The sequence below is a fragment of the Nocardia sputorum genome (assembly GCF_027924405.1).
GTDB classification, from domain to species: domain Bacteria; phylum Actinomycetota; class Actinomycetes; order Mycobacteriales; family Mycobacteriaceae; genus Nocardia; species Nocardia sputorum.
The window spans coordinates 1,293,434-1,319,016 of record NZ_AP026978.1; the positions used below are offsets into that span (position 1 = coordinate 1,293,434).

A 25,583-nucleotide genomic window follows, 5' to 3' on the forward strand; every position below is an offset into this window, starting at 1 on the left:
AAAATTACGGTGAAAAGGCATATCTCGCTCGCTTACGGCTGCACGCAGGGCTCGGTGAGGGTGATGCGGTCCTGGGTCGGGCCGTGGTAATTGGTGGCCAGGGTCTTCGCGCCCAGCGGCGCGGTCTGATCCGGCGCTTCGATGACCGCCCGCTGCCGGGCGAGGTCGGGTTTCGCCGTGCCGTAGATGTGTTCGGGAATCGCGCCCTCGTAGTCGACGCGCAGGCCGTGCACGGCTTGACGGACGCCTTTGCGGGTCAGCTTGCCCTCGTTGACCGCTCGGGTGAGCAGCGCCTTCAACGGATACGAGAACATCCAGCCCGCGCTGTAGCCCCAGGTGGAGGGTTCCCTGGTCGCCGAGGCCCTGGCCTTCTTGGCGCCGGCGCTGGTGCCGTCCCAGCCGTCCAGCGGCGAAGTCATATTGTAGCGAGCGGTGATCGCCGATGCGGCGGGGCTTTTCAGCAGCCCGCCGTTCCAGGTCGGGCCCGAGCCGAGGAACCTGCCCGGGAAGCCGGCCAGCGCCGCCTTGCCCATGATCTCACCCGCCTCCGCGGGGCCCGTGGCCAGCAGCACGAGGTCCGCACGGGCATTGAGGATCTTGGCGACCGCGGCATCCTGGTTGCCGATCTGGGTGTTCGGCTCGGTGTCGATCTGCGCCACCATGTCGACACGGTTGGCGGAGGCCCACTTCTTGGCGCCGGTGGCGTAGTCGCCGCCGTAATCGCCCTGATAGCTGACCGTGGCGATCGAGTTCGGCTTCGCCTCGTTCTCGGCGATCCAGTCCAGGGCGATGATCGCCTCGGAACAGTAGGAATAGCCGGACTCCAGCAGCAGACCCTTGTCGCTGTTCTCGAATTGCCACCCCGACCACAGGGTTCCGGCAATGGCGGTCATGTTCGCCGCGTCCATCTCGGGAAGTACCTTCTGCGTCTGCACGGTGCCGAAGCTCATCGAGAGCGCGAGGACGTGCGGCTCGATCCGCCGGTAAGCTTCGGCGTGCTTCTGCAGATCGTAGTTCGTGTCCTCGGTGTAGGTGGCGATGTCCACCTCGTATTTGCCGCCGATTCCGCCCGCTTCGTTCACCGCCCGCCAGAACGCCAGCTGGCCGTTGTGAATGTCCTTGCCGAGCGCGGCGAACGGCCCACTCGTCAGATCGGACAATACGCCGAGATAGATACACCCCTTGCGGGCGTCCACGGCGTTCGGACACGGGTCCGCGGTGACGCCCGGTTCGATCGCTTCGGTCGACTTGTCGCGCAGGGCGGAACATCCGGTCAGGACGAGCCCGGCGATGACGGTGAGGGCGGACAGGCGCAGCAACCTGTCCCGAATGGTGCGAACTGCCAAAGTGTTTCCTTAGTCTGAAATCGAGATCCGCTGCTCAGAGCCGATCGTACGGCTCGTGCAGTGTAAGTCGGGTTCGTCGCCTGGCCCGGGGAATCGACTACCAGCATCCGGGAAGGGTGGGGGTACTCGAAGGCGCGGTTCTCTCGAGGGGATGGCGGCGCTGTGACCCGGGCACGATCGTGCGATGTCGGCTGCTGGGCCTGCCTGCGGTGAGATCGCCGAGCGCCCGGCCGCCGCTGGTCTACGCGGCGAGCATCTGCGTGCTCCGTCGTAGTAGGGCACGCACAGCGCGAGTGTGCCGATGCGTGTGGTGTGCGGCGTCGGATGTCATCGGGGGTCCTAGTGTCGGCTCGGGCGCCCGGCCGACGGTGCGCTGCTCGTACGATCTCGACGAAACCTGGTCCGCCGGGCGGACCGCTGAACCGCGGGGATGATCGCTTGACGCTGATCGCCGGCCCGTGCTCCGTGCACGATCCCGCCGCGGCGCTGGACTACGCACGCCCTGGATCGGCAGCGACCCGCCCTACCGGTGGCACCAGTATCACCCCGCTGACCTGCGCGATCGACCTCAGACGGCCGCTGTTCGGGACGGTCGCGGGTGTGGCCGACGCCACCGCCTTTTATCGGGATGATCCCCGCTCTCGGCGGTGTTAACATGAACAGCCCGGCAAGGCGCCGGGGCGTACGGGGCTGAACGGTTTCGACTGCGTACGTTGATTCAGGGGAAGCGTGTCGGTGCAGGCAAGAGACCACCGTAAGCGTCGTTGCAACCAATTAAGCGCCGATTCTCATCAGCGCGAGTACGCTCTCGCTGCCTAACCAGCGAAGCGTCTCTGTCGGCCCGGGGCATGCCCTCGGCTCCGGTGCCGGCATCAGCTAGAGGGCTCACCGTCCTACTCGGTCGCGGAGTAGGACGGGACATCGAACAGCGACTGGGATCGTCATCCGGGCTTGTTCGCGGGACCCGGAGATCCGAGTAGAGGCACAGCGGACTGCACACGGAGAAGCCCTGAAGACGCGGCGGAGGACCCGGGTTCGATTCCCGGCAGCTCCACCAATGGAGGCGAGTGCTCGTGGAGAGCACTCGCCTTTTTGGTGGAGCTGAGTGTTTTGTGGGGGTGCAACCCCCACGCCCCGCCCGGCGGGCTTCGCCCCCGGACCCCCGGGTCGGTGGTTGCGTCGGGTGGTGATGCGGGGGTTCTGTCAGCTATTCACGTAAGTTCCCGCGAGCGGCGCTGTTCTGCCGACTTCACGCATTCGGGTCGCCGTAGGCTGCGGCGATGTCCTGGGAGCTGCTCCAGCGGCTGTAGGTGGGGGATTGGGGCCAGCCGGTGGGGGAGTCCTGCCATTCCTCTTGGCGGCCGTAGGGCAGCAGGTCGATCAGGGCGAAGGAGTGGCTGAGTTGTTCGGTGCCGCGGCCGCTGGTGTGCCAGGTGCGGTAGACGGTGTCGCCGTCGCGAAGGAAGACGTTGACCGCGAAGCCGCCGCCGGGCGGTGCGCCGACATCGGCGCCGAATGAACTGTTGGCCGTGGAGTACCAGGTCATCTTGTTTCCGACCCGCCGCTTGTAGGCGAGTGCCTCCTCGATCGGTCCCTGGGTGACGATGACGAAGCGGGCGTCGTAGTTGTTCAGGAACTCCAATCGGGTGAATTGCGAGGTGAAGCCGGTGCACCCCCCGCACTGCCACTGCTCGCCCGGGAACCACATGTGGTGGTAGACGATCAGCTGGGACATGCCGCGGAAGAGGTCCACCAGCCGGACCGGCCCCTCCTCGCCTTCGAGGGTGTAGTCGGGCATCCGGACCATCGGCAGGCGGCGGCGCTGGGCGGCGATCGCGTCGAGTTCCCGGGTCGCGGCCTTCTCGCGGACGCGCAGCGCTTCGAGTTCGCGCTGCCAGGTGTCGGCGTCGACGACGGGCGGCAGTGCCGTAGTGCTCATGGGGTCCTCCCTGGCCGTATTCACGAGGTGCGGGTTGCACAGGTGTAGACCGGGCTCACGAGCAGAACTCATCGGTGACCGCTGCCTGTCGGGCGCCATGCCCGGGAACGCCGCGTTCCGGCGGCCCTTTCGAGGCGGCCTGGAAAGGGTTAATTGCGGCGAATCGGGCGGATTCTGTTTGGTTGCTGACTGTGGTGGAATGCCGAGGGTAATGTCCACTGAGCAGGGAAAATGGGGTGTTAGCCCCCCGGTATCTGGATGGCTGCCATGATGCTCGAAGCCGAGATGCGGTACCTCTGCTCCCGGAGCGGGAACAGAGGGCTCGGGGGTCTGACATGACCGCCGGGGTGGCGGGTAACGGCATGCGGTCGATCCTGCGTGCCGCATGTGTGAGCGTCGGGATCGATGCGAGCGATGCCGAGCCGGTCGAGGTGCCGGGCGTCTACCGGTTGCGCGGCGGGATCGTCGTGCGGATCGGTGGGCGGGGACAGAAGCTCGCGACCGCGCGGGAAGTCGCCGTGGCGCAATGGCTGGAGAGCTGTGGGGTGCCCGCGGCGCGCGTCGTCCCGGATATTCCGCAGCCGGTCGTGGTCGACGGCCGTCCGGTGACCTTTTGGCAGGAGTTGCCGCCACATCATCCCGGTGAACCCGGCGAGGTCGCCAGGGCGCTCGCCCAGCTGCATCGGCTGCCCCTGCCCGGGTTCGAGCTACGTAGGATGTCGCCCCTGGCTCGGATAGCGGACGAGATCGACGCCGCGCGGACGGTGACCGAGGACGACCGGCGGTGGCTGCACAAGCACCTGGAGGAATTACGTGGCCGCTGGAAGGCGCTGCCGCGGGGTCTGCCGTGGTCGGTGGTGCAGGGTGGGGACGACGGCGTGGTGGTCGGCGACGACGGCGAGGTAATCCTGGCCGGATTCGGACGGGCGATGATCGGCCCGCCGGAGTGGGATCTGGTGCACACGGCGATCGAGTGCTGGACCGCCGCGAAGATCACCGCTGCGCAGTACGCCGAGTTCTGCGCCGGCTACGGACGCGACGTGATGCGCTGGGACGGTTTCTACCTGCTGCGCGATATCCAGGAGTTCCGCATGGCCTTGGCGTCGATGCGGGCCGCCGCCGTCGATCCCGCCTACCAGCGGCAGGCACTGCGCCGCCTCGCTTACATCCGCGGTGACGAGGGCATGCGGCCCTGGCCCGGGTGGGCGGACCTCGACTAGGCACTCCTATCGGCAGCTTCTGGATCGCGTGCCCGCATAGTGCACACCGCGTCGGAGCAGCAGTTCGGTGTAGCGGGGGCCGGAACCACAACGGGGCCGATAAGCCGGGAGCCGACACCGGGCACCCGGCCCCGCGCAGCAGATTATGGAGACGGACTTCGACACCTGGCGGCACCGGCGCGTCCTACGTCGTGCCCGGTTCGGGTAGCCGGATGCATGCATGAACGCGCCTTCGTCGACCCTGGTTCGCGTACAAGCGCCGGGTGTTGATGGTGACGACCGGCCCGCGCGGTCGTGGCCGTCGGCTCGTCCGCGCTGTTTCGCGGCAGCGAGCACCAGGGCGGCCAGGCTGGTGCCACGGACTGCGCGGCGGGGCCGCATCAGCACCACGCTGTCGGCCGCGCCCCCTACACAGACGAATCGGTTGGCGCTGACATCGACCTGGTGGACCTCGTCCCGGTCGACCATGACGAAGCCCATCAGGCCGTCGACAGTCTCGCCGCGCGGACGTCGAACGAGTCGCGGGGACGGACGGAGAGGAGGGTGTCGGGGACGTTGCCCAGGTGCGCGTCGCGCCAGCCGAGGGCTCGGCGACCTCGGGCCGGGCGCGGGCGCAGAACCGGGGCAACGTCCGTCATCCGCCGGACTGTAGCAGCGAACGTGCCGGGTCTCAGCCTTGCTGGGTAGGGACGACGACGAGCTCGGCGATGTTCACGTGCTGCGGTACGGCGACGGAGTAGGCGATCGCGTCGGCGATGTCGCCGGGTGTCAGGATCTCGATCGCCGTGCGCCACTGCTCCAGCCCGGCGCGCTGCTGCTCATCCTGCATCCCGGCGCCGAGTTCGGTGCCGACGAAACCGGGTTCGATGTTCTTCACCCGGACGCCGCGCGGCCCGAACTCGGCCCGCAGATTGCGAGTCAGATGCGCGACCGCGGCCTTGGTGGCGGTGTAGACGGCGTAATTGGGGAAGACCGTGTGGCCACCGATCGAGCCGACCAGCACCAGATCCGCTTTCCCGCCCCCGGTCGCGGCGGCCAGCAGGTCATCGATGAAAGCTCTCCCGGTGTAGAGCAGGCCGGTGATGTTGGTGCCGACCATCTGGTCCCACTCGTCGGTGAGCGCCGACTCGAACGGCGCCGCGAGCATGACGCCCGCGTTCGCTACGACCAGGTCGACGGGTCCGAACGCCGCCCGTACCGTGGCGGCGGCGTCGCGCAGGGACAGCTGATCGCCGACGTCGGCGACCACCGCGAGCGCGTCCGCGCCGATCTCGGCGGCGAGTTCCTCGATGCGATCCTTGCGCCTGCCCAGCAGGGCGACCTTGGCGCCCTCGGCTGCCAGCCGCCGCGCGGTGGCGGCGCCGATTCCACTCGATGCTCCGGTGACGACCGCGACGCGGCCGGTGAGGTTGTTCGTCATGTCCACTACCTTCCGTCCCGGCGAGCGCGCCTGACAGGCTGCGGACTTCCTGGTAGTCGCGGGGCCACCCAGGGCAGGCGCGGCTGACCTACGCTCGGTTCATGGATTCCGACAATCGACTGGGCGCCTTCCTGCGCGCGCGCCGCGAGCTGGTCCGACCGGAGGATTTCGGGATGTCGGGTGGCGGCCAGCGGCGGGTGGCGGGGCTGCGCCGGGAGGAGATCGCCTTACTCGCGGGGGTGAGCGCCGACTATTACGTGCGGCTGGAGCAAGGACGCGACCGGCACCCCTCCGAGCAGGTCATCGCGTCGCTGGCGCGGGTGTTCGCGCTGGACGAGGAGGGTACGGCGCATCTGCGGGAACTGGCCCGGCCGACCGTCAAGCGATCGAGGGCTCCGCGCAGGCCCGAACGCGTCGCCCCGGGGTTGCTGCGCCTGATGGACGCCTGGCCGCACACTCCGGCGCTGGTGCTGGGCAGATACCTGGACGTGCTGGCGGCGAATCCCTTGGCGGTCGCCGTCAACTCGTGCTCTGTCCCCGGGGTCAATCAGGTGCGGATGATCTTTCTCGATCCCGAGGCGCGCGACGTCTACCAGGATTGGCCGACCATCGCGGCGGACACCGTCGCCAGCCTGCGCGCGACCGCGGGCGCGGACCTGGACGATCCCCGCTTGACCGAACTGGTCGGGGAGCTTTCGCTGAAGAGCGAGGAGTTCCGGCAGCTGTGGGCGCGCCACGACGTGCGGGTGAAGACCGCGGGCGTCAAACAGTTCCGCAACCCCATGGTCGGGGACCTCACTTTGTCGTATGAGACGTTCAGCGTCAACGGCGCGCCGGGTCAGATGCTCATCGCCTACCACGCGGAACCGGGCTCGCCCTCGGAGCGGTCGCTGGCCCTGCTCGGCAGCCTGATCGCGGAGGATCCCGAGACGACTGGGGAACAGCGCCGTGACGCCGGGCAACCGGATGCGTCTCGGCAAAACGGCTGAGCGCGAACGAGTCGAGCAGCGCTCGCCGACTCAATCCTTCGCTTCGGTCCGTGTGGCCCCCGCCGAGGCCGCGACCACACACGCGACGCCCGCCCATTGCCCGAGATTCATGACCTGACCGAGGACGACCAGGCCCGCGATCGCCGCGACCGCGGGCTCCAAGCTCATCAGTACACCGAAGACGCGGGGCGGAATCCGCCGCAGCGCTTCCAGCTCCACCGAATACGGCAGCACCGACGACAGCATCGCCACTGCGAATCCGGCGGCGAGCACGGTCGGCTCCAGCAGCGCCGCGCCCGCGTCGACGACGCCGACCGGCAGCATGACCAGTCCGCCGAACGCCATGGCCAGCGCCAGCCCGCCGCCGCCACTGGTCTGTTCGCCGAGTGCGGCGCTGAGCAGGATGTAGCCCGCCCAGCACGCAGCCGCGGCCAGCGCGAACAGCACACCGGCCCAGTTCACCTCGCCGTCCGCCCGGGTCAGCAGCAGCACGCCCGCGCCGGCGAGCAACGCCCACAGCGGGTCGATCCAGCGGCGTGATCCGGCCAGCGCGACGGTCAGCGGGCCCAGGAACTCGATGGTCACCGCCATCCCGAGCGGAATCCGATCGATCGCCTCGTAGAACGAAAGATTCATCAGCGCGAGCACCGCCCCGTACCCGAGCACGACCGGCAGGGCGCCGCGCGCCACCCGAAGCGCGGATCGCCAGATCACCAGCAGGACGATTCCGGCGAAGACCAGCCGCAGCGTGACCGCCCCGGCGGCGCCGGTCGCCGCGAACAGCTGCTTCGCCACCGCCGCGCCCACTTGCACGCTGACGATGCCCGCCAGCACGAGCGCCGTCGGCGGTACGCCACCGAGCCCCTGAGCGGCGATCGAACGCCAGACCGACACCGGCCTCGCTCCGCGCACCATCCGCTCGAAGTCGATCGCCACCACGCCGCACCTCCGTCGTTCTCGGGAAGACCTTCGGACACACAATCACGCGGGGGTGACATGACCTCCCGGCGGCACGGTATGGATGTCGATAAGCGGCAGAGCGGGCGCGGGATCGAGCGCGAACAGCTCTGGTCGTGCCGCCGTGAACCTGCGCGTGCCAGGAGATTGCCGCACTGTTCGGATCTCGCATCGAGCAGGCTCATGAGGTCGACGGGCGAGCAGCGGTGGTGGGGTCGTGCGGCAAGGCAGCCTCGCCGGGGAATACACGCCGTCCAGCGATGCTGCAGTGACGCCGTACGACGATGCCGGGACGGGACCGGGGCGGCGGTCCGATCGAGATTCGGCGGTTCGCACCCCGTCGAAGCCGCGGGGGAGTGAGTATCTAGTTATCGCGCCGGTGCGCGGCCGGCGTCCGTTCGACGAAGAGCGACTCACGAGCGATAGGACCACCGCATGCGAAAACGAGTGGCCGCTTCGGCGGCGGCGATCGGAGCCGGCGCGGCAGTCGTCTCGGCCGTCTCGGCCGGAGCCACGGTGACCCAGGTAGGGATGTATCCCGGCATCAACTTCGGGTTGGTGACGAACTACGGGACGGGCTGCACCTACACCGCGCGCGCCACCGTGACCGACACTGTCGCACCGGTGACGTTCTACGACAACGGTATTCCGTTCGGGGTGGTCCGCCCTTCCGGCGGCGTCGCGCTGATCGACTGGGTGCCCGCCACGCCGGGGCCGCACACCGTCAGTGCGGTGCAGGAGCCGTACACGCCGTATGTGGCAGGTATCGACCTCCGGGTCGGCGAAGGCGTCCATCTGGGTTACGCGTGCGTCGTCCAGGGCGGTTGATGGCGAAGCTCGCCGTACCACCGCGCCGGTAGTGTCGAATCGGCGCTGCTGAGCTCGATCTTTCGGTAGGGAAGGGAGTCGGCATGCGAAGCAACGGGCCGATCGTGGTCGGTGTGGACGGGTCCGCCGGTTCGGGGGCGGCGGTCGCGTGGGGAGCGCAGACCGCCGCGCAGCATCGGGCGCCGCTGCGCCTCGTGCACGTGCTGGATCCGGTCGCCGACTACGGACCCGGCGTCACCGAGCCGCTCACCAGCACCGACTACGCCCGGTTGGAGGATCACGGTCGCTGGGTGCTGAACACCGCGGCCGAGGAGGCGCGGATCGCGGTCCGGGCGCTGCGGGACATCGAGATCAGCACCGAGCTGGTGCACGAGCCGGTGGGTCCCGCGCTGCTGGACCGGACCGGCGCGGCGCGGATGATGGTGGTCGGCACCCGCGAGCGCGGGACCGTGCGGCGCGCTCTGCTGGGATCGGTCAGTGCCGCACTGGCACGGCGCGCCCGCTGTCCTATGGTCGTGGTCCGGGAAGGCGCGCCGCTCACCGCGGAAGCCAGGAAGCGGCTGATCGTCGTGGGGGTGGACGGCACGGAGATCAGCGAACCCGCCATCGAAGCGGCGCTGCACGAGGCCTCGGCGCGGGGTGCGCCGCTGCTGGCCCTGCACGTCTGGACCGGCGTCGAAATGCCTTCCGTGAGCGCCGAACTCGCGGTGGATACCGAGAAGCAGATCGTGCTGGCGGAAAGTCTCGCCGGATGGCAGGAGCGCTTTCCCGATGTCGAGATCCGGCGCGAGATCGTGACCGACCGGCCCGAACGCTGTCTGCTCGAACGCTCCGGACAGGCTCAGCTGCTCGTGGTCGGCAGCCGGGGCCGGGGCGGTTTCGCCGGCATGCTGCTCGGCTCGACCAGTCAGGCACTGCTGCTGTCGGTGGCGTGCCCGATCATGGTCGTTCGCGATGTCTCGATGGCGGTGCGCTACCTGCCCGAGTGAGCGTCATGCTCCCGTCGTAGAGCCCGGCCGGACGATCATCAGGATGGTGACCGCCGCCCACAGCAGGTTGAACACCCCCGTGTCCATGGCCAGGCGGCGGATCAGCGCCGGGGTGGTCCCCGTCAGGTCGGCGAGGATCTTCTGCTGGCCGGGCAGCACGAGCAGGGCCAGCACACCCGCCGCGGCCGCGGTCAATCCGATCGACACCACCAGCCAGACGTCTCCGAGCACGCCCAGGCTCAGCGCGGTGAGCAGGCCGAAGGCCGGGACCACGACGCCGAGCAGGGCATAGACCCGGCAGATGCGATGCAACGTGCCGAGAACGGCGGGGTCGTGGCCGGTCGCGGGGACGGCGAGGGCGCGGCGGGTGGTGGCGGGGAACATGCTGGCCGCCACCGTCACCGGGCCGACGGCGATGATCACGGCGAGCACGTGGACCGAGAGCAGGAACTTCGTCACGGCGGTCGACACTAACGACGGAGGCGGGCCGACGGAATTGGCGAAAGTGCCATATACCGTTTGATTCCAGCCAAGACGATGAACTGTGGATATGTCGTGGACAGCCAGCAATAGCTGCTTGGCTGGATTCGACCGGATGTCTACTCTATTGCCATGCACACCGTGGTCGTCCTGGCGTTGGACCAGGTGGTCGCGTTCGATCTGGCCACGCCGGTGGAGGTGTTCGGGCGGACCTGTCTCCCCGATGGCAGGCCCGCCTATCGCGTGCTGGTCTGCGCGGGCACGCCGACGGTCGACGCCGGAGTGTTCACTATGCACGCGCCGCGCGGGCTCGAAGCACTGGGCGAAGCCGACACGATCGTGCTGCCGGGCTGCGCCGACCCGACCCTGCCGGTGCCGGACGAGGTGGTCGACGCGCTGCGCCGGGCCGCGGCCGCGGGCACCCGTATCGCGTCGATCTGCTCCGGCGCGTTCATCCTGGCGGCTACCGGATTGCTCGACGGCCACCGCGCTACCACGCATTGGCTCGCCGCCGCCGGACTCGCGGCTCGCTATCCGGATATCGAGGTGGACCCCGACGTGCTGTATGTGGACAACGGCGCCCTGCTCACCTCCGCGGGTGCCGCGGCCGGGATCGACCTGTGCCTGCACATGGTCCGTCGGGACTACGGATCGGCGGTCGCTGCCGACGCGGCCAGGAAGTCGGTCGTCCCGTTGGAGCGGGAAGGCGGGCAGGCGCAGTTCATCGTGCACGACCTGCCGCCGACGCCGCGCGGCTCCGCGCTGGAGCCGGTGCTGCGGTGGATCCAGGACAACTCCGCACGGGATCTCTCCCTCGACGACATCGCCGCCCACGCCGGGATGAGCACCCGCACGCTCAACCGGCGGTTTCGCGAGCACACCGGGACCACCCCCTTGCAGTGGCTGCTGCGCGCCCGGATCCGGCAGGCCCAGCATCTGCTCGAAGCCACCGGCCACTCGGTCGACCGGATCGCGGGCCAGGTCGGTTTCGGGTCGCCCACCGCGTTCCGCGACCGCTTCAAGCGAGTGGTCGGGACGAGCCCGCACAGCTACCGGGCGGCTTTCCACGGCTCCGGCCCGAGTCGGCTCGGCTAGCCCGGGGGCGTGCCGGGCCGGCCGATGAGTTCTCGCGCGTCGCCCCGTCGGATCAAGCGACAACCCGCGAACACCGATCCAGGAGCCACGCACATGAGGAAAATCACCGCCGGTCTGTTCATCGCCCTCGACGGCGTCATCGAGGACCCGCAGGACTGGCATTTCCCCTATTTCGACGACGCCATGGGCGCGGCGGTCGACGCCCAGCTCGGCGCCGCCGACACCCTGCTGCTCGGCCGCAGGACTTATGACGGTTTCGCGGGCGCGTGGCCGGAGCGTGAAGCAGCGGGCGGCCCGGACTCGGCGTTCGCGAAGAAGCTGGGCGACGCGCGCAAGATCGTGGTGACCCGGCAGCGCCGCGACTTCCCTTGGCGCAACTCCGAAGTGCTCGACGGCGACCTGATCGAGGCCGTGACGGCGTTGAAGAATCAGCCGGGCGGCGACATCGGCATGAGCGGTTCGGTCTCGGTCGTCCGTCAGTTGCTGGCCGCCGGGCTGTTGGACGAACTGCACCTGCTGGTGCACCCGATCGCGGTCGGCAGGGGCGAGCGCCTGTTCGAAGACGGCGCGGCCACGATCCCGCTGCGCCTGCTGTCCTCGGAGACCTTCGACACCGGCGTGCTGCATCTGGTCTACACCCGGGACGAGGCCGCGCTCACCGGCACCTATGAGGAGGCGAAAGTCCATCTGTCCCAAGGGGTCCAGTAGGGCGGTCAGCTCGGGGAATCCGCGGCCATGGTGAGCAAGAGGTCGCGCAGGGTCTGCTGCTGAGCTTCGGTCAGCGAGGTCAAGGGTGAGTTCGCGCCGAGCAATTCCACGGCGTCGTCTCGGCGTCGCAGGCCGGTCGGTGTCAGCACGATTTGTTTGGCGCGCCGGTCGGTGGGGTGCGGCTCGCGGCGGACCAAGCCCTGCTGCTCCAGCCGGTCCAGCACGAAGGTCGCGTTGGACGGCTCACACGACATCCGCGCCGCCAGCTCCCTGGCGGTGATCGGCTCGGACAACTCGCGCAGGGCGATCACCTGCGACGGGGTGAGGCCGAGCTGCTCGGCGACGCGGCGGACGTGCACGTCGAGCCGGTGGGTGAACCGATGCACCAGCTTGCAGACGTCGCGGTCGAGTTCGGTGTCCACCACGGGATTCGGCTGCCGCGTCATTGCACCGAGTCTAGCGCTTTCGCTTCGAACTGTGATAGTTCTAGTTCAAATCATTGCAGCTCGAATTATGCGGAAGGCGTGGGATGCGGTCCTCGGTGTTCTCTCTCGTGTTCGTGGTGTTCTGCCTGACCACCGGCGAGTTCGTGATCGCGGGCATCCTGCCCGAGGTCGCGGACGGTCTGGGCGTCTCGGTGGGCGCGGCGGGTGCGCTGGTGACGGCCTATGCCGTCGGCATGATCGGCGGTGGACCGGTGGTCACGGTGCTGACCGCGCGAGTGGCGCGCAAGCCTTTGGTCATCGGATTGATGCTGGTGTCGATACTGGCGAACCTGGGCTCGGCGCTCGCGCCGAATTACGTTGTGCTGGTGGCGACCCGGTGCGCCGCGGGCTCCGTGGTAGCCACCTTCTTCGCGGTCGCGATCGCCACCGCGGTCTCGACCGCGCAACCGGGCTTCGAAGCGGCGGCGGTGGCGCGGGTGGCCCTCGGGATGAACCTGGGCATCGTGCTCGGCACTCCACTCGGCGCGGCCATCGGCCAAAATCTCACCTGGCGAGCGACTTTCGCGACCGTAGCGTTGTGCGTGGCGGCGGCGCTTCCGCTGGTCCTGCGGTTCATGCCGGACATGCCGGGATCGGCGGCGGGATCAATCACGGGGGAGCTGCGCGTGTTCACCGATCGCGCTGTGCTCTGGGCCTTGGCGCTCACCGCCGTCGGAAACCTCGGCGCCGTCATGGTGTTCACCTATATCGCACCGCTGCTCACCGAGGTCGGCAGGTTTCCCGCGGCCGCGGTGCCCGTCCTGCTCTTGGTCTACGGTCTGGGCGCGGTGGTCGGCAACCAGCTCGGCGGCAAGCTCGCAGACCGGGCGTTGCTGCCCTCGGTGACCGCGCTGTTGGCCGCGCTCGCCGTCGTGCTGGTGCTGCTGCGACTGGCCGGTGACGTCCGGATCCTCGTGGTGCCGTTGCTCTTCCTGCTCGGTGCGCTCGCCTTCGCGATCATCCCGGGTATGCAGGCCAGGGTGATCGCGGCGGCGACGGCAGCTCCGACCCTGGCCGTCGCGGTGAACGCGTCGGGCTATCAGCTCGCCGCGGCGGGCGCGGGGCGGATCGGCGGCGCGGTCCTCGGCGACGGGTCGGGTCTGCCGTCGCTCTATCCGGTCGGTGCGGCGCTCACCGCTCTTGGGGTCGCGCTGGCGGCCTACCTGCTCTGGCGCGACCGCCGGATTCGAGCGAACGCGCAGAAGTGCTCTCGCCCGGCGGAATTCGACAAAATCTAATGTCCGAGCGCTTTCGCGACGATGCCCCCGGTCACCGCTTTGATGAGGTAATTGGTGGAGTCGTGCGGCGCCGCGCCGTTGTCGAAATACTGCTCGGTGACCGGAACGACGGCCCTGCCGGGATACGGCGGAAAGAACGGAGTGAGGTCGAGGTGGGCCGCCACGAGGTCGTCCTCGTCGACCAGGTTGTGCCAGTTCGTCACGGATTTCGGCACGCTGCTCGGCTGGGGTCGCAGCCTGTCGTACACGACCGTGCGCAAACCGAGCGGCGAGCCCATGGTCAGCAAGGTCACCGGTTGGTCGGTGCGGTGCAGCGCCTCATAGGCCACCACGCTGCCGAGGGAGTGCGCGATGACCAGGCGGGTGTCGGGACCGATGTGGTCGAGCACCTGCCGCTGGGCGTACTCCCGCACCTCGTCCTCGGTGAAGTACCGGGCCACCTGGGACAGCGCGCGGATGACGAACTTCTGCGCCAACCCGAAGCCGAACGGCGCGAACCAGCGCAACCGCATCAGCGCGTTGAGCGCGGGCCGCAGTCGCGCGTGGGCTCCCTGCGCCACCGCGTCCGGTGGTGGCGGAGTACCGAGCCTGCGGGCCGTCGCGCGGTCACGCTCGTCGCCGGCGTGCGCGGCGGCCGTCGCGAGCCATTCGGCGGCGAGCTGCTCCATCAGATCGAGCTGGGTCTCGTCCAGTTCGGTCCCGGTACCTTGAGCGCCCTCGACCAGGAAGCGATTGCCGTAGAAGGCCATCCGGGTGGACAAGCCGCCGGGAGTGCCGTTGCGCCACAAGCGGTCCGCGAGTTCCGGCGCACCGTGGTTGCGGACGCCCCCCGCGAGGCCGGGCAGCCAGCGCGCCTCCAATGTGTCGGCCGATTCCTGTTCCTGCGCGATGCCGTGTACGAGGACGATCGTCGCCAACGTCCCACCCCTTCCGATCCCCGGTGTCGGGAACAGTGTCCCCCATCGGGGCCGCCTCGGCAGCGTGGATCACCGTCCGGGGCGGTTTCGCGTGCGGATCGCTTTGCCTAGTGGCGCAATCGAATTGGCGAGGCCGAACAGAACACGCTCGGCGATCGAGTGCTGCGCGGGCAGGACGGCGAGCTGCCGGGCGAGGTCGAGCCCGTTGACGATCGCGGTGTTCGACTCGATCAGCCCGTCCCGCACGACGAACACGTCGGTGCCGAGGAGATCGAGGCGCCTTCCGTTCGGCGCCAGTCCGATCAGCCTGGCGGTGCCGTCGAACCGGCCCCGCATCCGCCAGTGCACCACGGCGCGGTCGTCCTGCGCCGTGACCGAGAGGATGTCCACCGCCAAGTCGGGAATTGCGGCGTGCACGTCGCGGAAGAAGGCCACGATCTCTTCCGGAGCGCGCAAGTCGGCGACGCCGACGAACACATCGACGGCACCGGGCCGCCAGCAGTCGGCGGCGGTCTGCCAGTCCTGCTCGCCGATCGCCTCGACATAACGACGCGCGACCGCGCCCGGGTCCCCTGGGTTGGTCACCGATAGTCCTTTCGCCGTTGCGCAGCGGCGCTTGTTTCGCTGCGCCCATCATGGCGCTCGGAGCGGCGATTGACACACGTTCGACACAATGAAACGCTAGTTCTTGCTTTGACTCATGAGTGCCGGAACGGGGTCGATGATGACCGGATTCGAGGAGCGCGCACCGGGCAAGACGGTGCGGATCGCGATCGTGACCTATCCGGGGATGACCGCGCTCGACGCGATCGGCCCGTACGAGGTGCTGCGATTCGCGCCGGGGGTGGAAATCCGCTTCGTCTGGCACGAGCCCGGGCCGATCACGACCGACAGCGGTGTGCTGCTGCTCGGCGCCACGCATTCGTTCGACGAGACGCCCGCGCCCGACATCGTGCTCGTCCCCGGTGGACCCGGTTCGGTGGCGGCCGCCGTCGACGACGCGCTCTTGGCCTGGCTGCGTCGAGCACATCACGGCACCCTGTGGACGACGTCGGTGTGCACGGGTTCGCTGGTGCTGGCCGCGGCCGGACTGTTGCGCGGACGCCCGGCCACCACGCATTGGCTGGCGCAGTCGGCCTTACGGGCACTCGGAGCGGACGCTCGCCCGGACGAGCGAGTCGTGCGCGACGGGAAGATCCTCACGGCCGCGGGGGTCTCCGCGGGCATCGACTTGGCGCTGTGGCTGGTCGGGGAGATCTTCGGCGCGGAGCAGGCGCAAACCGCGCAATTGATCATCGAATACGACCCGCAACCGCCGTACGACGCGGGTCATGTCGGCAAGGCATCCCGTGCCGTGCGGCTGGCCGCCACCGCCCAGCAGGCCAGGACGGTGCTCGAACCGGGCAATCTCGGGGAGTTCGCCAGGCTGTCGGCGGCCGTGCCGCGGCTGGCGTGGCGCAGCGCGATCCGTCGCGTGCGCGAACGGGGCAAAGGTCTCAGGCGTCCCGCCACTTGATCGAGCAACCCATGCTCGGCCGGTGCGGTTCGGGGGCGGGCGCGCCCGCCAGCACGGCTTCGACGGCCGTGCGCAAGTCGTCTCCGGTCAGCGGCTTCCCGTTGCCGGGTGTGGATTCGTCGAACGCGCCGCGGTAGGCGAGTCGCAGATCCGCGTCGTAGAGGAAGAAATCAGGGGTGCACGCGGCGCGGAAGGCCCGCCCGACGTGCTGCTGCTCATCGACGAGATAGGGGAAGGTCCAGCCTGCGCGGATCGCTTGGTCGCGCAGCCGCAGGGGGGCGTCGTCCGGGTAGGCGGTGGCGTCGTTGGTGCAGATCGCCACGGTCGGCATGGACGGCAGCGAGTCGACCAGTTCGCCGAGCGCCGCCTCGATGTGCTTGACGTAGGGGCAGTGATTGCAGGCGAAGACGACCAGCAGACCGGGCCCGTCCGCGAAGTCGTCCCGGGAGTAGATCCGCTGGTCGAGGTCGGGAAGAGAGAAGTCGGGTAGCGGGGTGCCGATGGGAACCATGTGTGAGGTATGCGCCATGGTGTGCCTTCCGTCGGGATCGCAGAGGACAGCGGGAGCCTAACCCCGCGTCGTCCGATTCGTCGGAAATACGCTGATGAGCCGTCAGTCGGCGTGGCGGCCGTCCCAGCTGGCCAGATCCGACGGATCGGTGTTCGCTCCGCAGAGCACCACGCACACCCGTTGGCCCGGATCGGGCCGGAACGCGGGCTCGTCGCCGAGTATCGCCGCGAGGGCGGTCGCCGCGCCGTGCTCGACGGCGATCCGCCGCCGCGCCCACAGGGCGCCGCGCGCCGCGACGATCGCGGCGTCGTCGACCAGTACGGACTCCACGTCGTACTGCCGTGCGGCCGTCAGCGCCATCTCCGACGCACGCCGGGCGCCGAGCGAGTCCGCGGCGACCGAGTCGACCTCCACGTCCACGACCTCTCCGGCCGCGATCGCGGCATGCAGCGCGCGGCACCGGGCGGGCTCCACGGCGACGGTCCGGACGCCGTAGTGCTCCGCCGTGGTGGCCACACCCGAGAACAGCCCGCCGCCGCCTACGGCGACCACGACGGCACCGAGATCTGGAATCCGCTCGTGGATCTCCGTCATGAGCGTGCCCGCTCCCGCGGCGATGAGCGGGTTGTCGTAAGCGTGGGAGAGCAGGGCGCCGGTGGCGTCGGCGAATTCACGACTGGCCGCCAGCGCGTCGGCGTACTGCGTCCCGACCAGGCGGACGTCCGCGCCATAGGAGGTGAGCCGGTCCACTTTCACCCGGGGGGCGGTGGCCGGCAGAAACACCGTGGCGGGGATCCCCTGACTGCGGGCCGCCCACGCACAGGCCAGACCGGCGTTGCCGCCCGAGGCGATCGTCACGCCCACCTCCGGGAGCGTGCCGTTCTCCCGGTGCGCGAGCAAGAAGTTCACCGCACCGCGTGCCTTGAAGCTTCCGGTGTGCTGCAGGAATTCCAGTGCGAACCACAGGTGGCCCGTATGGTCGGCCTGCGCCACGGTCACCGGCCTGACCAGGCCGCGCACCCGCTCGGCGGCAGCCTTCACGTCGCTGTGAGTCAGTTCCATCGAGTTCCTCGTCTACCGTGCCGCGCCGCTCAGTGCTCGCGGCGGTGTGGCACGAACTCCAAGGTGAGCAGAGCGGCGGCCGCGATCACCACTTCGCGCCAGCGGATCAAGGCATAGCGCTGATCCGACAGCGCGTGGAACTTCCGCAGGAAGCGGTAGAGCGATTCCAGCCGGATCAGCGGATCGGCGAGGTGCACCAGCAGGTAGAGCAGCGTGGCCGTGCGTGATCTCTCCTTCTCGGCGAACAGTTCCGGGAACGGGGCGAAGGCGAGCGAAATCCGATGGATGCCGTGCGCCGCGGCATAGTCCACCAGATCGATGATCATGCGTTCGTCCAGGCCGTTGGGCGCGTCCTTGCGCCGCCACGGGACGTCCAGGCTGAGTTCCCGCCCGCGCCCGGAAATGCCGTAGCGCTGGAAGCCGACGGGATTGCCGTCCGCGTCGCTGGCGATGACCACCAGCATGTTCGGATTCCGCCCGTCGAGCAGGTGGTCCAGGATCATCGAGAAGCCGCGAGTCTGCCTGCCCCGCCGCCACTCGTCGACGATGGCCAGCAACTCCTCGCGCCGCGCCTCGGTCAGCGCCGACTCGTACACCACCTCGGTGGTGACGCCGAAATTCCTGGTCCGGCTCACGGCTTGGCGCAGATTACGGAACTTGCGTCCGACCAGGTCGAACTCGCCCACGTCGAGCACCACGTCGCGGCCGATCGGCACCGCGTGCAGGCCGCGATGCTCCAGTGCCCACACCTGCCACAACTCGGCCATTTCCCGGCTCGCGCCCAGGACGGCGACGCGCCAGCCACGGTTGACCGCGAAGTCGGAGAACGCCGCGACCAGTTCGGGGAATGCCGCGCGATCGCCGATCGGGTCGCCCGCTACGGCGGCGATGCCGAAGCGAGCGCGGTAACCGATCGCGGCGGTCGACGACGCGTTGAAGAAGTAGGTCTTGGACGAGTGCAAGGCGAACGGCGCCAGCGGATCGCCCTCGGTGCGGCCGACCAGCTCGGCCACCCGGTACAGCTGGTCGGGCTGCGGTTTGCTGGCTGTGGGCAGCACCAGGACGAAGCCGGCGGCCGCCAGCAGCACGAAACCGGCGTCGGGATGCTCGGCGCGGTAGGTCAGATGCGCGACGGCCAGCACCAGCACCGCGGCGGTGGCATGCGGAAGCGTGATCGGCCTGCGCAGATGCAGCCCGCGCGCGACGAACACCCCGGACAGTGCGAGCCCCACCAACCAGCCGTGGGCGGCGCCCTCGTGCGCGGTCAGGTCGGCTTCGTAGGTCGAGGTCACCGCGATCAGCAGCGCCACGCTGACCAGCACAGCGCGCGTACCCGGCGTGGTGGTGAGGGCGGCCGCGCGGTAGCCGCCGAGTGAGGCGGCGCGCAGCGTACGGGAGCCGGAGGTTTCCTGACCGTCAGGCACGACCGGGCTCCGCCCTGCCCTCGCGCTCCGTTACCCACGACAGTCTCGCCATGGTGGCCCTCCAGATGATCGCCTACCGAACACACTATGCGGCACCACCGGTCCAGGGGAAACGCCTTTTCGAACCAGCCGGTGGGCGGCACGAATCGAGACCTGCCACGGACGAGGGTGACCCACGGGGCAAACATCGGATGAATCTTGTTTTATTCCTTCGCCGAACGAACAGTTCCGCGGTGACGGCCGCCGCGGTGCGCGATGCGAGCCGTCCGCCATGCCCGTCGTGCGGGCGAGCGCAGTAACGTCGGCGACGCCGTCGGGCAGCGCGAGATCGGTCGACGCGAACGTCACGGGCGTGGTCAGCGGCCTCGAGGCTCCGCTCGCGGTGGGCGACCGGTGCGATGGCGGCCGGACCCCCGAAGCGCGGCACCCGCGCCGCAGGAAGAATCCTTCGGCTACACCATGATTGCTGTGCACCATCGAGAACCACTTGAGAAGGTCGGCAATTCAACCTTCCTGCTTTCTCTGTGGGACTGTTTCCTGGAATTGCGGTCCAATTGCCAGTCGATCGGCGTGTATCCGAGATTTTCCTGTCTCCCGTTGCCATGCTCAGTGCCTGGCTGATCCGAACCAACCGCCTGAGGAGTGGGCGCGACGAGAGGTTTCGACTGTGAGACTGAGCTGGATGGCGACTATCGCGCTGGTCGCCGCCGCCGTGGCCGGGTGTTCCGACGACACCTCGGCGAGCGAGGTGGCGACCTCGACGAGTGCCGCTGCCGCCCCGAGCGCTCCGGCGACGACGACGGGAGCGCGCGACGAGGAGGTGGCCGACGGCGGTATTCGCATTTTGCTGGGTGAAGCGAAAAAGGTGCCGGTACCCGCCGATGTCGTCCTCGATATCCGGGCGCCCGCCGCGTGGGGCCCGGCCGCCGACGGCATTCGCTGCACGGTGACCGATAGTTCCGGTCGGAATGAAGATCTGCGTTCGTCGGACGCCAAGAAGACCGACGCGTTCGGGGGGACGGAATGGGTGACGGTGTGGACGTTCTCCTCCGTGCCGAACACCGATGTCACCGTCGGCTGCCGCGACCCGGAATCGAAAATCGCCGCGGCCCAGCGAGATCCGTACCTGCGTGTGGTGCCGCGTGCGATCGTCCCGATCGCCGCACCGCAGCGCTGACCCCGCGGTCCGGCGCCCGGCTCAGGCGGCGCGCACCGCGACCGGCCGGTAGACCCGGGACGCCAGTGTCTGCAACACCATGAGGCGGGTCAGCTGGTTGCGCAGCCAGATGTGGCCGCCGGTGGCCGGGATCAGCATGGAACTGCTCGCGCGCACCGAGCGCTGCGCTCGCAGTACCGTCGGACGCCGGGAGTAGCGTCGGCGTCATGGACGATGCCGCCGTCTACCGCGAGCGGCCGTCGCGGTACGAGGGCGCCGTGTTGTGGACCAAGACCGTCGACGGCCGGCGCCCGCTACCGCCGGTTCTTCCCGACGGCTGCATGGATCTGATCTGGATGAACGGCCGATTGATCGTCGCGGGGCCGGACACCCGAGCCCACCAGCCCGGTGGGTCGTCCGGTGATCGGTATGTCGGCATCCGGTTCTTTCCCGGTACGGCGCCCGCCTTACTCGGCGTCCCCGCGCGCGAGTTGCGCAACCTGCGGATCGATCTGGCCCAGGTGTGGCCCTCGGCGGTGGTCCGGCCGCTGGTCGATCGAATCGCGGCCACCGACGATCAGGCGGCCGTGCTGGAACACATCGTGCGGTGGCGCGCGGCCGAGACCGAACCGGCCGACCCGCTCCTGCGGAAGGTGGTCGGCGCGCTGGACGCCGGATGGCCGGTGGCGGCGGTAGCCGACGCGGCCGGGCTGAATGAGCGCACCTTGCGCCGCCGCTGTCTGGACGCCTTCGGCTACGGCCCGAAAACCCTGGCGCGGGTGCTGCGCCTGCAACGCGCGCTGGCCACGGCACGCCGCGGCGTACCGCTCGCCGACACCGCGTTGCGGGCCGGTTTCGCCGACCAGGCACACCTCTCCCGTGAGGTGCGCGCGCTGGCGGGAATCCCACTGGGCGAGTTGCTCGCCCGGCCCTAGCGCGCCGACCGTCGATGGCGCGGTGCCGCTACTCGCTCGTGGACGGAAGAGCGGCGTACAGGTCGACGCCGTTGCCGTCCGGGTCCTGCACCGCCGCGTAGCGCTGCCCCCAGAACGCGTCCCACGGCTTCAGCTCGCCGTGGTATCCGGCGTCCACCAGTTCGGCGTAGACGGTGTCGACCTCCGCGGGATCGGCGCAGCGGAAGGCGAGCCCGATCCGGCCCCCACCGGTCGGGGGCGTCCAATCGGCGTGGAACGACCGGATGACCGCTTCGGTGTCCAGCGTGAGCCGCATGCCGTTGGGCAGGGCGGCCTCGGCGTGTCCTTCCTGTTCCGCCCCTTCCGGAAAGTTCAGTCCGAGGCGGCGGTAGAAGGCCACCGCGGCGGCCATATCGCTGACGACGATGCCGACGACGTCGAATTGTGGTGTCATACCGGCAGCGTAGGCAGGGGCGTGGTGGACCGTCTTGAACGAATCGGACAAGCGCCTAGCGCGCGGGCGCGGGCACCAGTTCGGCGATCAGGTTCTCGACCAGGATGCGGATGCGGTCGCGGATGGTGCGGACCACGTCGATGGTCTGGTCCGCGGGATCGGGCAGCATCCAGTCGCGGTAGCTGATGCCGGGGAAGAACGGGCAGGCGTCGCCCGCGCCCATGGTGACCACCACGTCGGAGATGCCGATCGCGTCCATGGTGAGCGGCTTGGGGGTATGGCCGGAGATGTCGATGCCGATTTCGGCCATGGCGTCCACCACCGTGGTGTTCAGGGTCTCGGCCGGCGCGCTGCCCGCCGACCGTACGTCGAACCGTTCACCCGCGAGGGCGGTGAGGAACCCGGCAGCCATTTGCGAGCGGCCCGCGTTGTGCTCGCAGACGAACAGCACACTGGGCTTGTGGGACATGGGAACGCCTTTCGATGTGCAAGGTGGAGCATAGTGTGCTGGCCACCGGACCGGCCGTCCGGCTGTTGTTAGCGAAACGCTTTCGCAGCGTACGAGATACGTATACCAGCGCGCCGTGAATCGTTACGGCGCGCGGTGCTCGAGCGTGCGCGCGGGTGCGGCGCTCGCAGGTCAGCGGCCCGAATCCGTTACCGCACAGCTTCCGCGGCGTCCTCGGACGCCGGAGCGCCGGAGCGGACTGGACGGTAGCGCCGGAGTGTCGGGCCTGCAAACACCGGTACCCCGGTCGACGTGGGTCGACCGGGGTACGGGTACGCGTCGGCGAAGGTGGATCCGGTGCGCCGGGGGAACGGATTCCCGGGCGGGATCAGATCGGACGCAGGTCGATCATCTTGCGCAGCCGCTGCCGGTCGCGTTCGAGGCGGCGCGCTTCGTAGGCGATCGGGAAGTAGCGCAACCGCTCCGGCAGCAGCGGGACCAGTCGCGCGATCAGCCAGCCGAGCACGCGCAGTTTGCGTTCGTCCGCCGCGGTCCAGGTCAGCCCGAGCTTCTGCCGCGCGACCTCGGGCGTGGTGCCGACCGTCACGAAGTACTGCAGCCGGCCGATCGGCGCCACCGCCGCCTTCCAGACGGGATGCAGCGCGCGCGGCAGTTGCTTCGGCGGAGCGACGGAGCGGATCACCCGCAGGTAGTCGCGCGCGGTGTCGGTGGCGACCAGGTGGTTGGCGACGGTGTCGTCGAAGAACTTCTCGAACTCGGTGTAGTTCGCGGGGATCTCCTTGGGCGCCACCGAGAAGTTGCGCAGCAGCTGCAGGGTCTCCTGGAAATACGCCTCCTTGTCCGCCGCGGTGAGCGGGCGCTTGGCAAAGTACTTGGCGCTCTCGGTGAAGGCGAACGTCCCGGTGTGCAGCACCCAGGCCCACGGAGCGCTGGACAGCGCGGTGTGCCGCACGCCGTTGGCGTCGGTGGTGTTCAGCGACGCGTGCAACTCGCGCAGCCGGTCGGCTTCGGCGAGCGCCTCCTCGCCGCCGTAGACCCACATCATCACCGATGCCAGGCTGCGCATGGCGCGGCCCATCGGATCGGTGCGGAAGGTGGAGTACTCGTCCACCACGGCGGAGATGGTCGGCTCCATGGTCTGCAGCAGGAAGGCCGAACCCGCCGTGAGGGAGAAGGTGACCAGCCCGGTCTGTTCCCACATCTGCGTGCCCGGTTCGATCGGGCGGCGAGGCGGCAGCGTGCGCGCGCCGGTGGATTCGCGTGCGACGGACGCGGTCATCGTGATCTCCCTTGATCGGCCGAACTCAATACAATGAGATGATAACACTACAAATCTCTCATCGTCTATCGGTGATCCGCCATCGCGCCGGTGCCCCTAGGCTGTGCGGATATGACGACCGAGTGGCGCAGTCGTACCGGCCGGATCGGAGTGCTCACGGGCGCGGGCATCTCCACCGATTCCGGCATCCCCGATTTCCGCGGGCCGCGTGGTGTGTGGACCAAGGATCCGATCGCCGAACTGCTGTCGACCTATCAGAATTATGTGGCCGACGCGGGGCTGCGGGAACGCGCCTGGCTCGCGCGGCGGGATAATCCCGCGTGGCAGGCGGTGCCCAATGCCGCCCACAACGCCCTCGCCGACCTGGAGCGCGCCGGGCGGGCGGTCACCATCATCACCCAGAACATCGATCGCCTCCATCAGCGGGCGGGGTCGTCGCCGGATCGGGTGATCGAGATCCACGGCAACATGTTCGAGGTCGTCTGCATCGAATGCGACTACCAGACCTCGATGTCCGCGACTCTGGAGCGGGTGGCCGCGGGCGAACCCGACCCGCCGTGTCCCGGCTGCGGTGGCATCCTCAAAGCCGCCACCGTGATGTTCGGACAGCAGATGGACCGGCGCACCATGACCAAGGCCGCGCTCACCGCCGAGACGAGCGACATCTTCCTGGCCATCGGCACGTCGTTGCAGGTCGAGCCCGCCGCGTCGATGTGCTCGATCGCGGTGCGCGCCGGCGTCGATCTGGTCATCGTGAACGCCGAGCCGACGCCGTACGACGCCATGGCCACCGAAATCATCCGCGAGCCCATCGGCACGGCCGTGCCTCGTCTGGTCGCCGAAATCCTCGCCGCCTGAGCCCAGGGCTCAGCCGACCGGGCCGAGCACCCGATCGAGGTAGGGGTTGGCGAAACGCCCCTTCGGGTCGAAACGACGTCGCACCTCGGCGAACCGATCCCACTCGGGATAGCGGCTCCGCAGGGTCGCGGCGGTCTGGAAGTGACGTTTGCCCCAGTGCGGGCGGCCCTGATAGCGGTCGAACACCGCTTCGCAGGCGCGGAAGTACGGCTCGAAATCCATGCCACGGTACTGGTGCACCGCGATGTAGCAGGTGTCGCGACCGCCCGCCGGGGACAGGAACGCGTCGTCGGGCGCGACCCACCGCACCTCGATGGGCATCGGGGTGTGGAATCGAGTGCTCAGTTCCTTGATCTCGCGAATCGCGTCGACGGAGTGCTCGCGCGGGATGGCGTACTCCATCTCGGTGAAGCGGATCAGGCGCGGCGACGCGAACACCCGGTAGGAGCGGTCCACCTGGCGCCGGTAGCTGCCCGCGTAGGCGGCGCTGCGCTGGATGAAGGGGACCAGGCGCGGCTGCCTGCGGCTCACTCGGCACAGCGCGTCGAACACGTAGTTGGACATCAGGATGTCGGCGAACCAGTCCACCGCCTTGGGGCGCGGCTGCTCGGGCAGGGTGACGCGATTGTTGCGCTTGGTCATGGCCAGCGGGCTGTGCGCGAACATGTAGAACTCGAAATGATCGTTGCCGTCGATGAACGAATCCAGGTCGGCCAGGACCTCTTCCACCGGGATCGGTCGCTCGATGCCCTCCAGCACGAACGACGGCACCGCGCGCAGCGTCACGGCGGTGACGACGCCGAGCGCGCCGATGCCGACCCGCGCAGCCCGCCAGCCGTCGGGATCGGTGTGCTCGTTCAGTTCGACCAGGCTTCCGTCGGCGAGCATCAGTTCCACCGAATGCGCTGCGGCGGAGAGGTTCTGCAAGGTCGCGCCGGTGCCGTGGGTGGCGGTGGCGATGGCGCCCGCCACGGTCTGCACGTCGATGTCGCCCAGGTTCGGGAAGGCGAGGCCGTGCTCGTGCAGGGCGGTGCTGGCCGCGTTCAGGCTGATGCCCGCCTCCACCCGGACCAGGCCCTCGGCTCGGTCGACGTCGAGCACCCGGTTCATTGCCGCCAGGCTCAGCAGTGTGCCGTCGGTCAGGACGGCGTCGGTGAACGAATGGCCGGTGCCCGCGACGCGCACGCTGCGACCTTCGGCTTCGGCTTCGGCGAGCAGGCCGGCCACCTCGTCGACGGAGCGCGGCGTGGCGATGAGCGCGGGCGCGCACCGTTGATCGCCCGCCCAGTTCACCCACGAATTGGTCATGTGACCAACTTTACGGGAGCG

At 69.1% G+C, this 25,583-nt stretch carries 28 protein-coding genes, 1 other RNA gene and 1 pseudogene; 13 read left to right on the top strand and 17 right to left on the bottom strand.

The genetic code is table 11. The annotated features are described in order from the left end of the window. Positions 1-32: 32 nt before the first annotated feature. Positions 33-1,346: an ABC transporter substrate-binding protein gene (locus QMG86_RS05790; RefSeq protein WP_281878124.1), complete on the bottom strand. Its 1,314-nt coding sequence runs from the start codon at positions 1,344-1,346 to the stop codon at positions 33-35. Between the two features lie 417 nt (positions 1,347-1,763). Between QMG86_RS05790 and QMG86_RS05795 the strand changes: the two are divergent. Together QMG86_RS05795 and ssrA are read left to right on the top strand one after the other, a co-directional pair. Continuing rightward, positions 1,764-1,847 (top strand): annotated as a pseudogene (locus tag QMG86_RS05795) (hypothetical protein); the annotation flags it as partial. Between the two features lie 185 nt (positions 1,848-2,032). After that, positions 2,033-2,403: a transfer-messenger RNA gene (ssrA, locus tag QMG86_RS05800) on the top strand. Between the two features lie 192 nt (positions 2,404-2,595). Here ssrA and QMG86_RS05805 read toward each other — a convergent pair. After that, positions 2,596-3,285, bottom strand: coding sequence for a DUF899 domain-containing protein (locus QMG86_RS05805; RefSeq protein WP_281878125.1), 690 nt, complete (start codon positions 3,283-3,285; stop codon positions 2,596-2,598). Between the two features lie 335 nt (positions 3,286-3,620). Between QMG86_RS05805 and QMG86_RS05810 the strand changes: the two genes are divergently transcribed. Beyond that, complete coding sequence (locus QMG86_RS05810; RefSeq protein ID WP_281878126.1) at positions 3,621-4,505, top strand: phosphotransferase; 885 nt, start codon at positions 3,621-3,623, stop codon at positions 4,503-4,505. Between the two features lie 479 nt (positions 4,506-4,984). Here the strand turns inward: QMG86_RS05810 and QMG86_RS05815 are convergent, their stop codons facing one another. Together QMG86_RS05815 and QMG86_RS05820 are read right to left on the bottom strand one after the other, a co-directional pair. Further along, complete coding sequence (locus QMG86_RS05815) at positions 4,985-5,143, bottom strand: hypothetical protein (RefSeq protein WP_281878127.1); 159 nt, start codon at positions 5,141-5,143, stop codon at positions 4,985-4,987. A 32-nt stretch (positions 5,144-5,175) separates the two neighbouring features. Further along, complete coding sequence (locus tag QMG86_RS05820; protein ID WP_281878128.1) at positions 5,176-5,925, bottom strand: SDR family oxidoreductase; 750 nt, start codon at positions 5,923-5,925, stop codon at positions 5,176-5,178. Positions 5,926-6,026: 101 nt separating this feature from the next. On the opposite strand from QMG86_RS05820, the gene QMG86_RS05825 reads away from it, so the two are divergent. After that, complete coding sequence (locus QMG86_RS05825; protein ID WP_281878129.1) at positions 6,027-6,914, top strand: helix-turn-helix transcriptional regulator; 888 nt, start codon at positions 6,027-6,029, stop codon at positions 6,912-6,914. A 30-nt stretch (positions 6,915-6,944) separates the two neighbouring features. Here QMG86_RS05825 and QMG86_RS05830 read toward each other — a convergent pair whose 3' ends face one another. Further along, positions 6,945-7,850: an EamA family transporter gene (locus QMG86_RS05830; protein WP_281878131.1), complete on the bottom strand. Its 906-nt coding sequence runs from the start codon at positions 7,848-7,850 to the stop codon at positions 6,945-6,947. Between the two features lie 456 nt (positions 7,851-8,306). Here QMG86_RS05830 and QMG86_RS05835 point away from each other — a divergent pair, with 456 nt between their 5' ends. Continuing rightward, complete coding sequence (locus tag QMG86_RS05835; protein WP_281878132.1) at positions 8,307-8,699, top strand: hypothetical protein; 393 nt, start codon at positions 8,307-8,309, stop codon at positions 8,697-8,699. A gap of 83 nt (positions 8,700-8,782) precedes the next feature. Next, positions 8,783-9,688, top strand: coding sequence for a universal stress protein (locus tag QMG86_RS05840; RefSeq protein WP_281878133.1), 906 nt, complete (start codon positions 8,783-8,785; stop codon positions 9,686-9,688). 3 nt (positions 9,689-9,691) lie between these two features. On the opposite strand, the gene QMG86_RS05845 is transcribed toward QMG86_RS05840, so the two are convergent. Further along, positions 9,692-10,147 (bottom strand): hypothetical protein, encoded by a 456-nt coding sequence (locus QMG86_RS05845; protein ID WP_281878134.1) that lies wholly within the window; start codon positions 10,145-10,147, stop codon positions 9,692-9,694. Between the two features lie 153 nt (positions 10,148-10,300). On the opposite strand from QMG86_RS05845, the gene QMG86_RS05850 reads away from it, so the two are divergent. Both QMG86_RS05850 and QMG86_RS05855 read left to right on the top strand, forming a co-directional pair. Then, a complete protein-coding gene (locus tag QMG86_RS05850) occupies positions 10,301-11,263 on the top strand; it encodes a GlxA family transcriptional regulator (protein ID WP_281878135.1) in 963 nt (320 codons plus the stop codon). A gap of 93 nt (positions 11,264-11,356) precedes the next feature. Next, positions 11,357-11,971: a dihydrofolate reductase family protein gene (locus tag QMG86_RS05855; protein ID WP_281878136.1), complete on the top strand. Its 615-nt coding sequence runs from the start codon at positions 11,357-11,359 to the stop codon at positions 11,969-11,971. Positions 11,972-11,976: 5 nt separating this feature from the next. Here the strand turns inward: QMG86_RS05855 and QMG86_RS05860 are convergent, their stop codons facing one another. Next, entirely contained in the window at positions 11,977-12,417 is a 441-nt protein-coding gene (locus QMG86_RS05860; protein WP_281878137.1) for a MarR family winged helix-turn-helix transcriptional regulator, read from the bottom strand. Between the two features lie 95 nt (positions 12,418-12,512). Here QMG86_RS05860 and QMG86_RS05865 point away from each other — a divergent pair, with 95 nt between their 5' ends. Continuing rightward, entirely contained in the window at positions 12,513-13,694 is a 1,182-nt protein-coding gene (locus QMG86_RS05865) for an MFS transporter (RefSeq protein WP_281878138.1), read from the top strand. On the opposite strand, the gene QMG86_RS05870 is transcribed toward QMG86_RS05865, so the two are convergent. Both QMG86_RS05870 and QMG86_RS05875 read right to left on the bottom strand, forming a co-directional pair. Next, on the bottom strand, positions 13,691-14,611 hold the full coding sequence (locus tag QMG86_RS05870) for a hypothetical protein (protein ID WP_281878139.1): 921 nt from the start codon (positions 14,609-14,611) through the stop codon (positions 13,691-13,693). The genes QMG86_RS05865 and QMG86_RS05870 overlap by 4 nt on opposite strands. 69 nt (positions 14,612-14,680) lie before the next feature. Then, positions 14,681-15,196: an ester cyclase gene (locus QMG86_RS05875; protein ID WP_281878140.1), complete on the bottom strand. Its 516-nt coding sequence runs from the start codon at positions 15,194-15,196 to the stop codon at positions 14,681-14,683. 139 nt (positions 15,197-15,335) lie between these two features. Here QMG86_RS05875 and QMG86_RS05880 point away from each other — a divergent pair, with 139 nt between their 5' ends. Beyond that, positions 15,336-16,127: a DJ-1/PfpI family protein gene (locus QMG86_RS05880; RefSeq protein ID WP_281880799.1), complete on the top strand. Its 792-nt coding sequence runs from the start codon at positions 15,336-15,338 to the stop codon at positions 16,125-16,127. On the opposite strand, the gene QMG86_RS05885 is transcribed toward QMG86_RS05880, so the two are convergent. The 3 genes from QMG86_RS05885 to QMG86_RS05895 form a co-directional block, all read right to left on the bottom strand. Continuing rightward, positions 16,108-16,656 carry a thioredoxin family protein gene (locus QMG86_RS05885; protein ID WP_281878141.1) on the bottom strand — a complete coding sequence of 183 codons (549 nt, stop codon included), beginning with the start codon at positions 16,654-16,656 and terminating at the stop codon, positions 16,108-16,110. The genes QMG86_RS05880 and QMG86_RS05885 overlap by 20 nt on opposite strands. Before the next feature lie 84 nt (positions 16,657-16,740). Then, entirely contained in the window at positions 16,741-17,700 is a 960-nt protein-coding gene (locus tag QMG86_RS05890) for a threonine/serine dehydratase (protein ID WP_281878142.1), read from the bottom strand. Between the two features lie 29 nt (positions 17,701-17,729). After that, on the bottom strand, positions 17,730-19,124 hold the full coding sequence (locus tag QMG86_RS05895) for a bifunctional lysylphosphatidylglycerol flippase/synthetase MprF (RefSeq protein WP_281878143.1): 1,395 nt from the start codon (positions 19,122-19,124) through the stop codon (positions 17,730-17,732). Between the two features lie 820 nt (positions 19,125-19,944). Between QMG86_RS05895 and QMG86_RS05900 the strand changes: the two genes are divergently transcribed. Then, a complete protein-coding gene (locus tag QMG86_RS05900) occupies positions 19,945-20,301 on the top strand; it encodes a hypothetical protein (protein ID WP_281878144.1) in 357 nt (118 codons plus the stop codon). A 21-nt stretch (positions 20,302-20,322) separates the two neighbouring features. On the opposite strand, the gene QMG86_RS05905 is transcribed toward QMG86_RS05900, so the two are convergent. Then, the gene (locus tag QMG86_RS05905) at positions 20,323-20,457 is read right to left on the bottom strand and encodes a hypothetical protein (RefSeq protein WP_281878145.1); all 135 of its coding nucleotides are present in this window, start codon (positions 20,455-20,457) and stop codon (positions 20,323-20,325) included. A gap of 50 nt (positions 20,458-20,507) precedes the next feature. Between QMG86_RS05905 and QMG86_RS05910 the strand changes: the two genes are divergently transcribed. Beyond that, positions 20,508-21,215: a helix-turn-helix domain-containing protein gene (locus QMG86_RS05910; protein ID WP_281878146.1), complete on the top strand. Its 708-nt coding sequence runs from the start codon at positions 20,508-20,510 to the stop codon at positions 21,213-21,215. A gap of 28 nt (positions 21,216-21,243) precedes the next feature. Here the strand turns inward: QMG86_RS05910 and QMG86_RS05915 are convergent, their stop codons facing one another. From QMG86_RS05915 to QMG86_RS05925, 3 genes are all read right to left on the bottom strand, one after another. Beyond that, the gene (locus QMG86_RS05915; RefSeq protein ID WP_281878147.1) at positions 21,244-21,648 is read right to left on the bottom strand and encodes a VOC family protein; all 405 of its coding nucleotides are present in this window, start codon (positions 21,646-21,648) and stop codon (positions 21,244-21,246) included. Between the two features lie 55 nt (positions 21,649-21,703). Beyond that, the gene (locus QMG86_RS05920) at positions 21,704-22,117 is read right to left on the bottom strand and encodes an arsenate reductase ArsC (RefSeq protein WP_281878148.1); all 414 of its coding nucleotides are present in this window, start codon (positions 22,115-22,117) and stop codon (positions 21,704-21,706) included. Positions 22,118-22,484: 367 nt separating this feature from the next. Then, entirely contained in the window at positions 22,485-23,396 is a 912-nt protein-coding gene (locus QMG86_RS05925; protein WP_281878149.1) for an oxygenase MpaB family protein, read from the bottom strand. A gap of 111 nt (positions 23,397-23,507) precedes the next feature. Here QMG86_RS05925 and QMG86_RS05930 point away from each other — a divergent pair, with 111 nt between their 5' ends. Next, positions 23,508-24,254, top strand: coding sequence for an SIR2 family NAD-dependent protein deacylase (locus QMG86_RS05930; RefSeq protein WP_281878150.1), 747 nt, complete (start codon positions 23,508-23,510; stop codon positions 24,252-24,254). A gap of 9 nt (positions 24,255-24,263) precedes the next feature. On the opposite strand, the gene QMG86_RS05935 is transcribed toward QMG86_RS05930, so the two are convergent. Further along, positions 24,264-25,562, bottom strand: coding sequence for a D-arabinono-1,4-lactone oxidase (locus QMG86_RS05935; protein WP_281878151.1), 1,299 nt, complete (start codon positions 25,560-25,562; stop codon positions 24,264-24,266). Positions 25,563-25,583 lie beyond the last annotated feature (21 nt).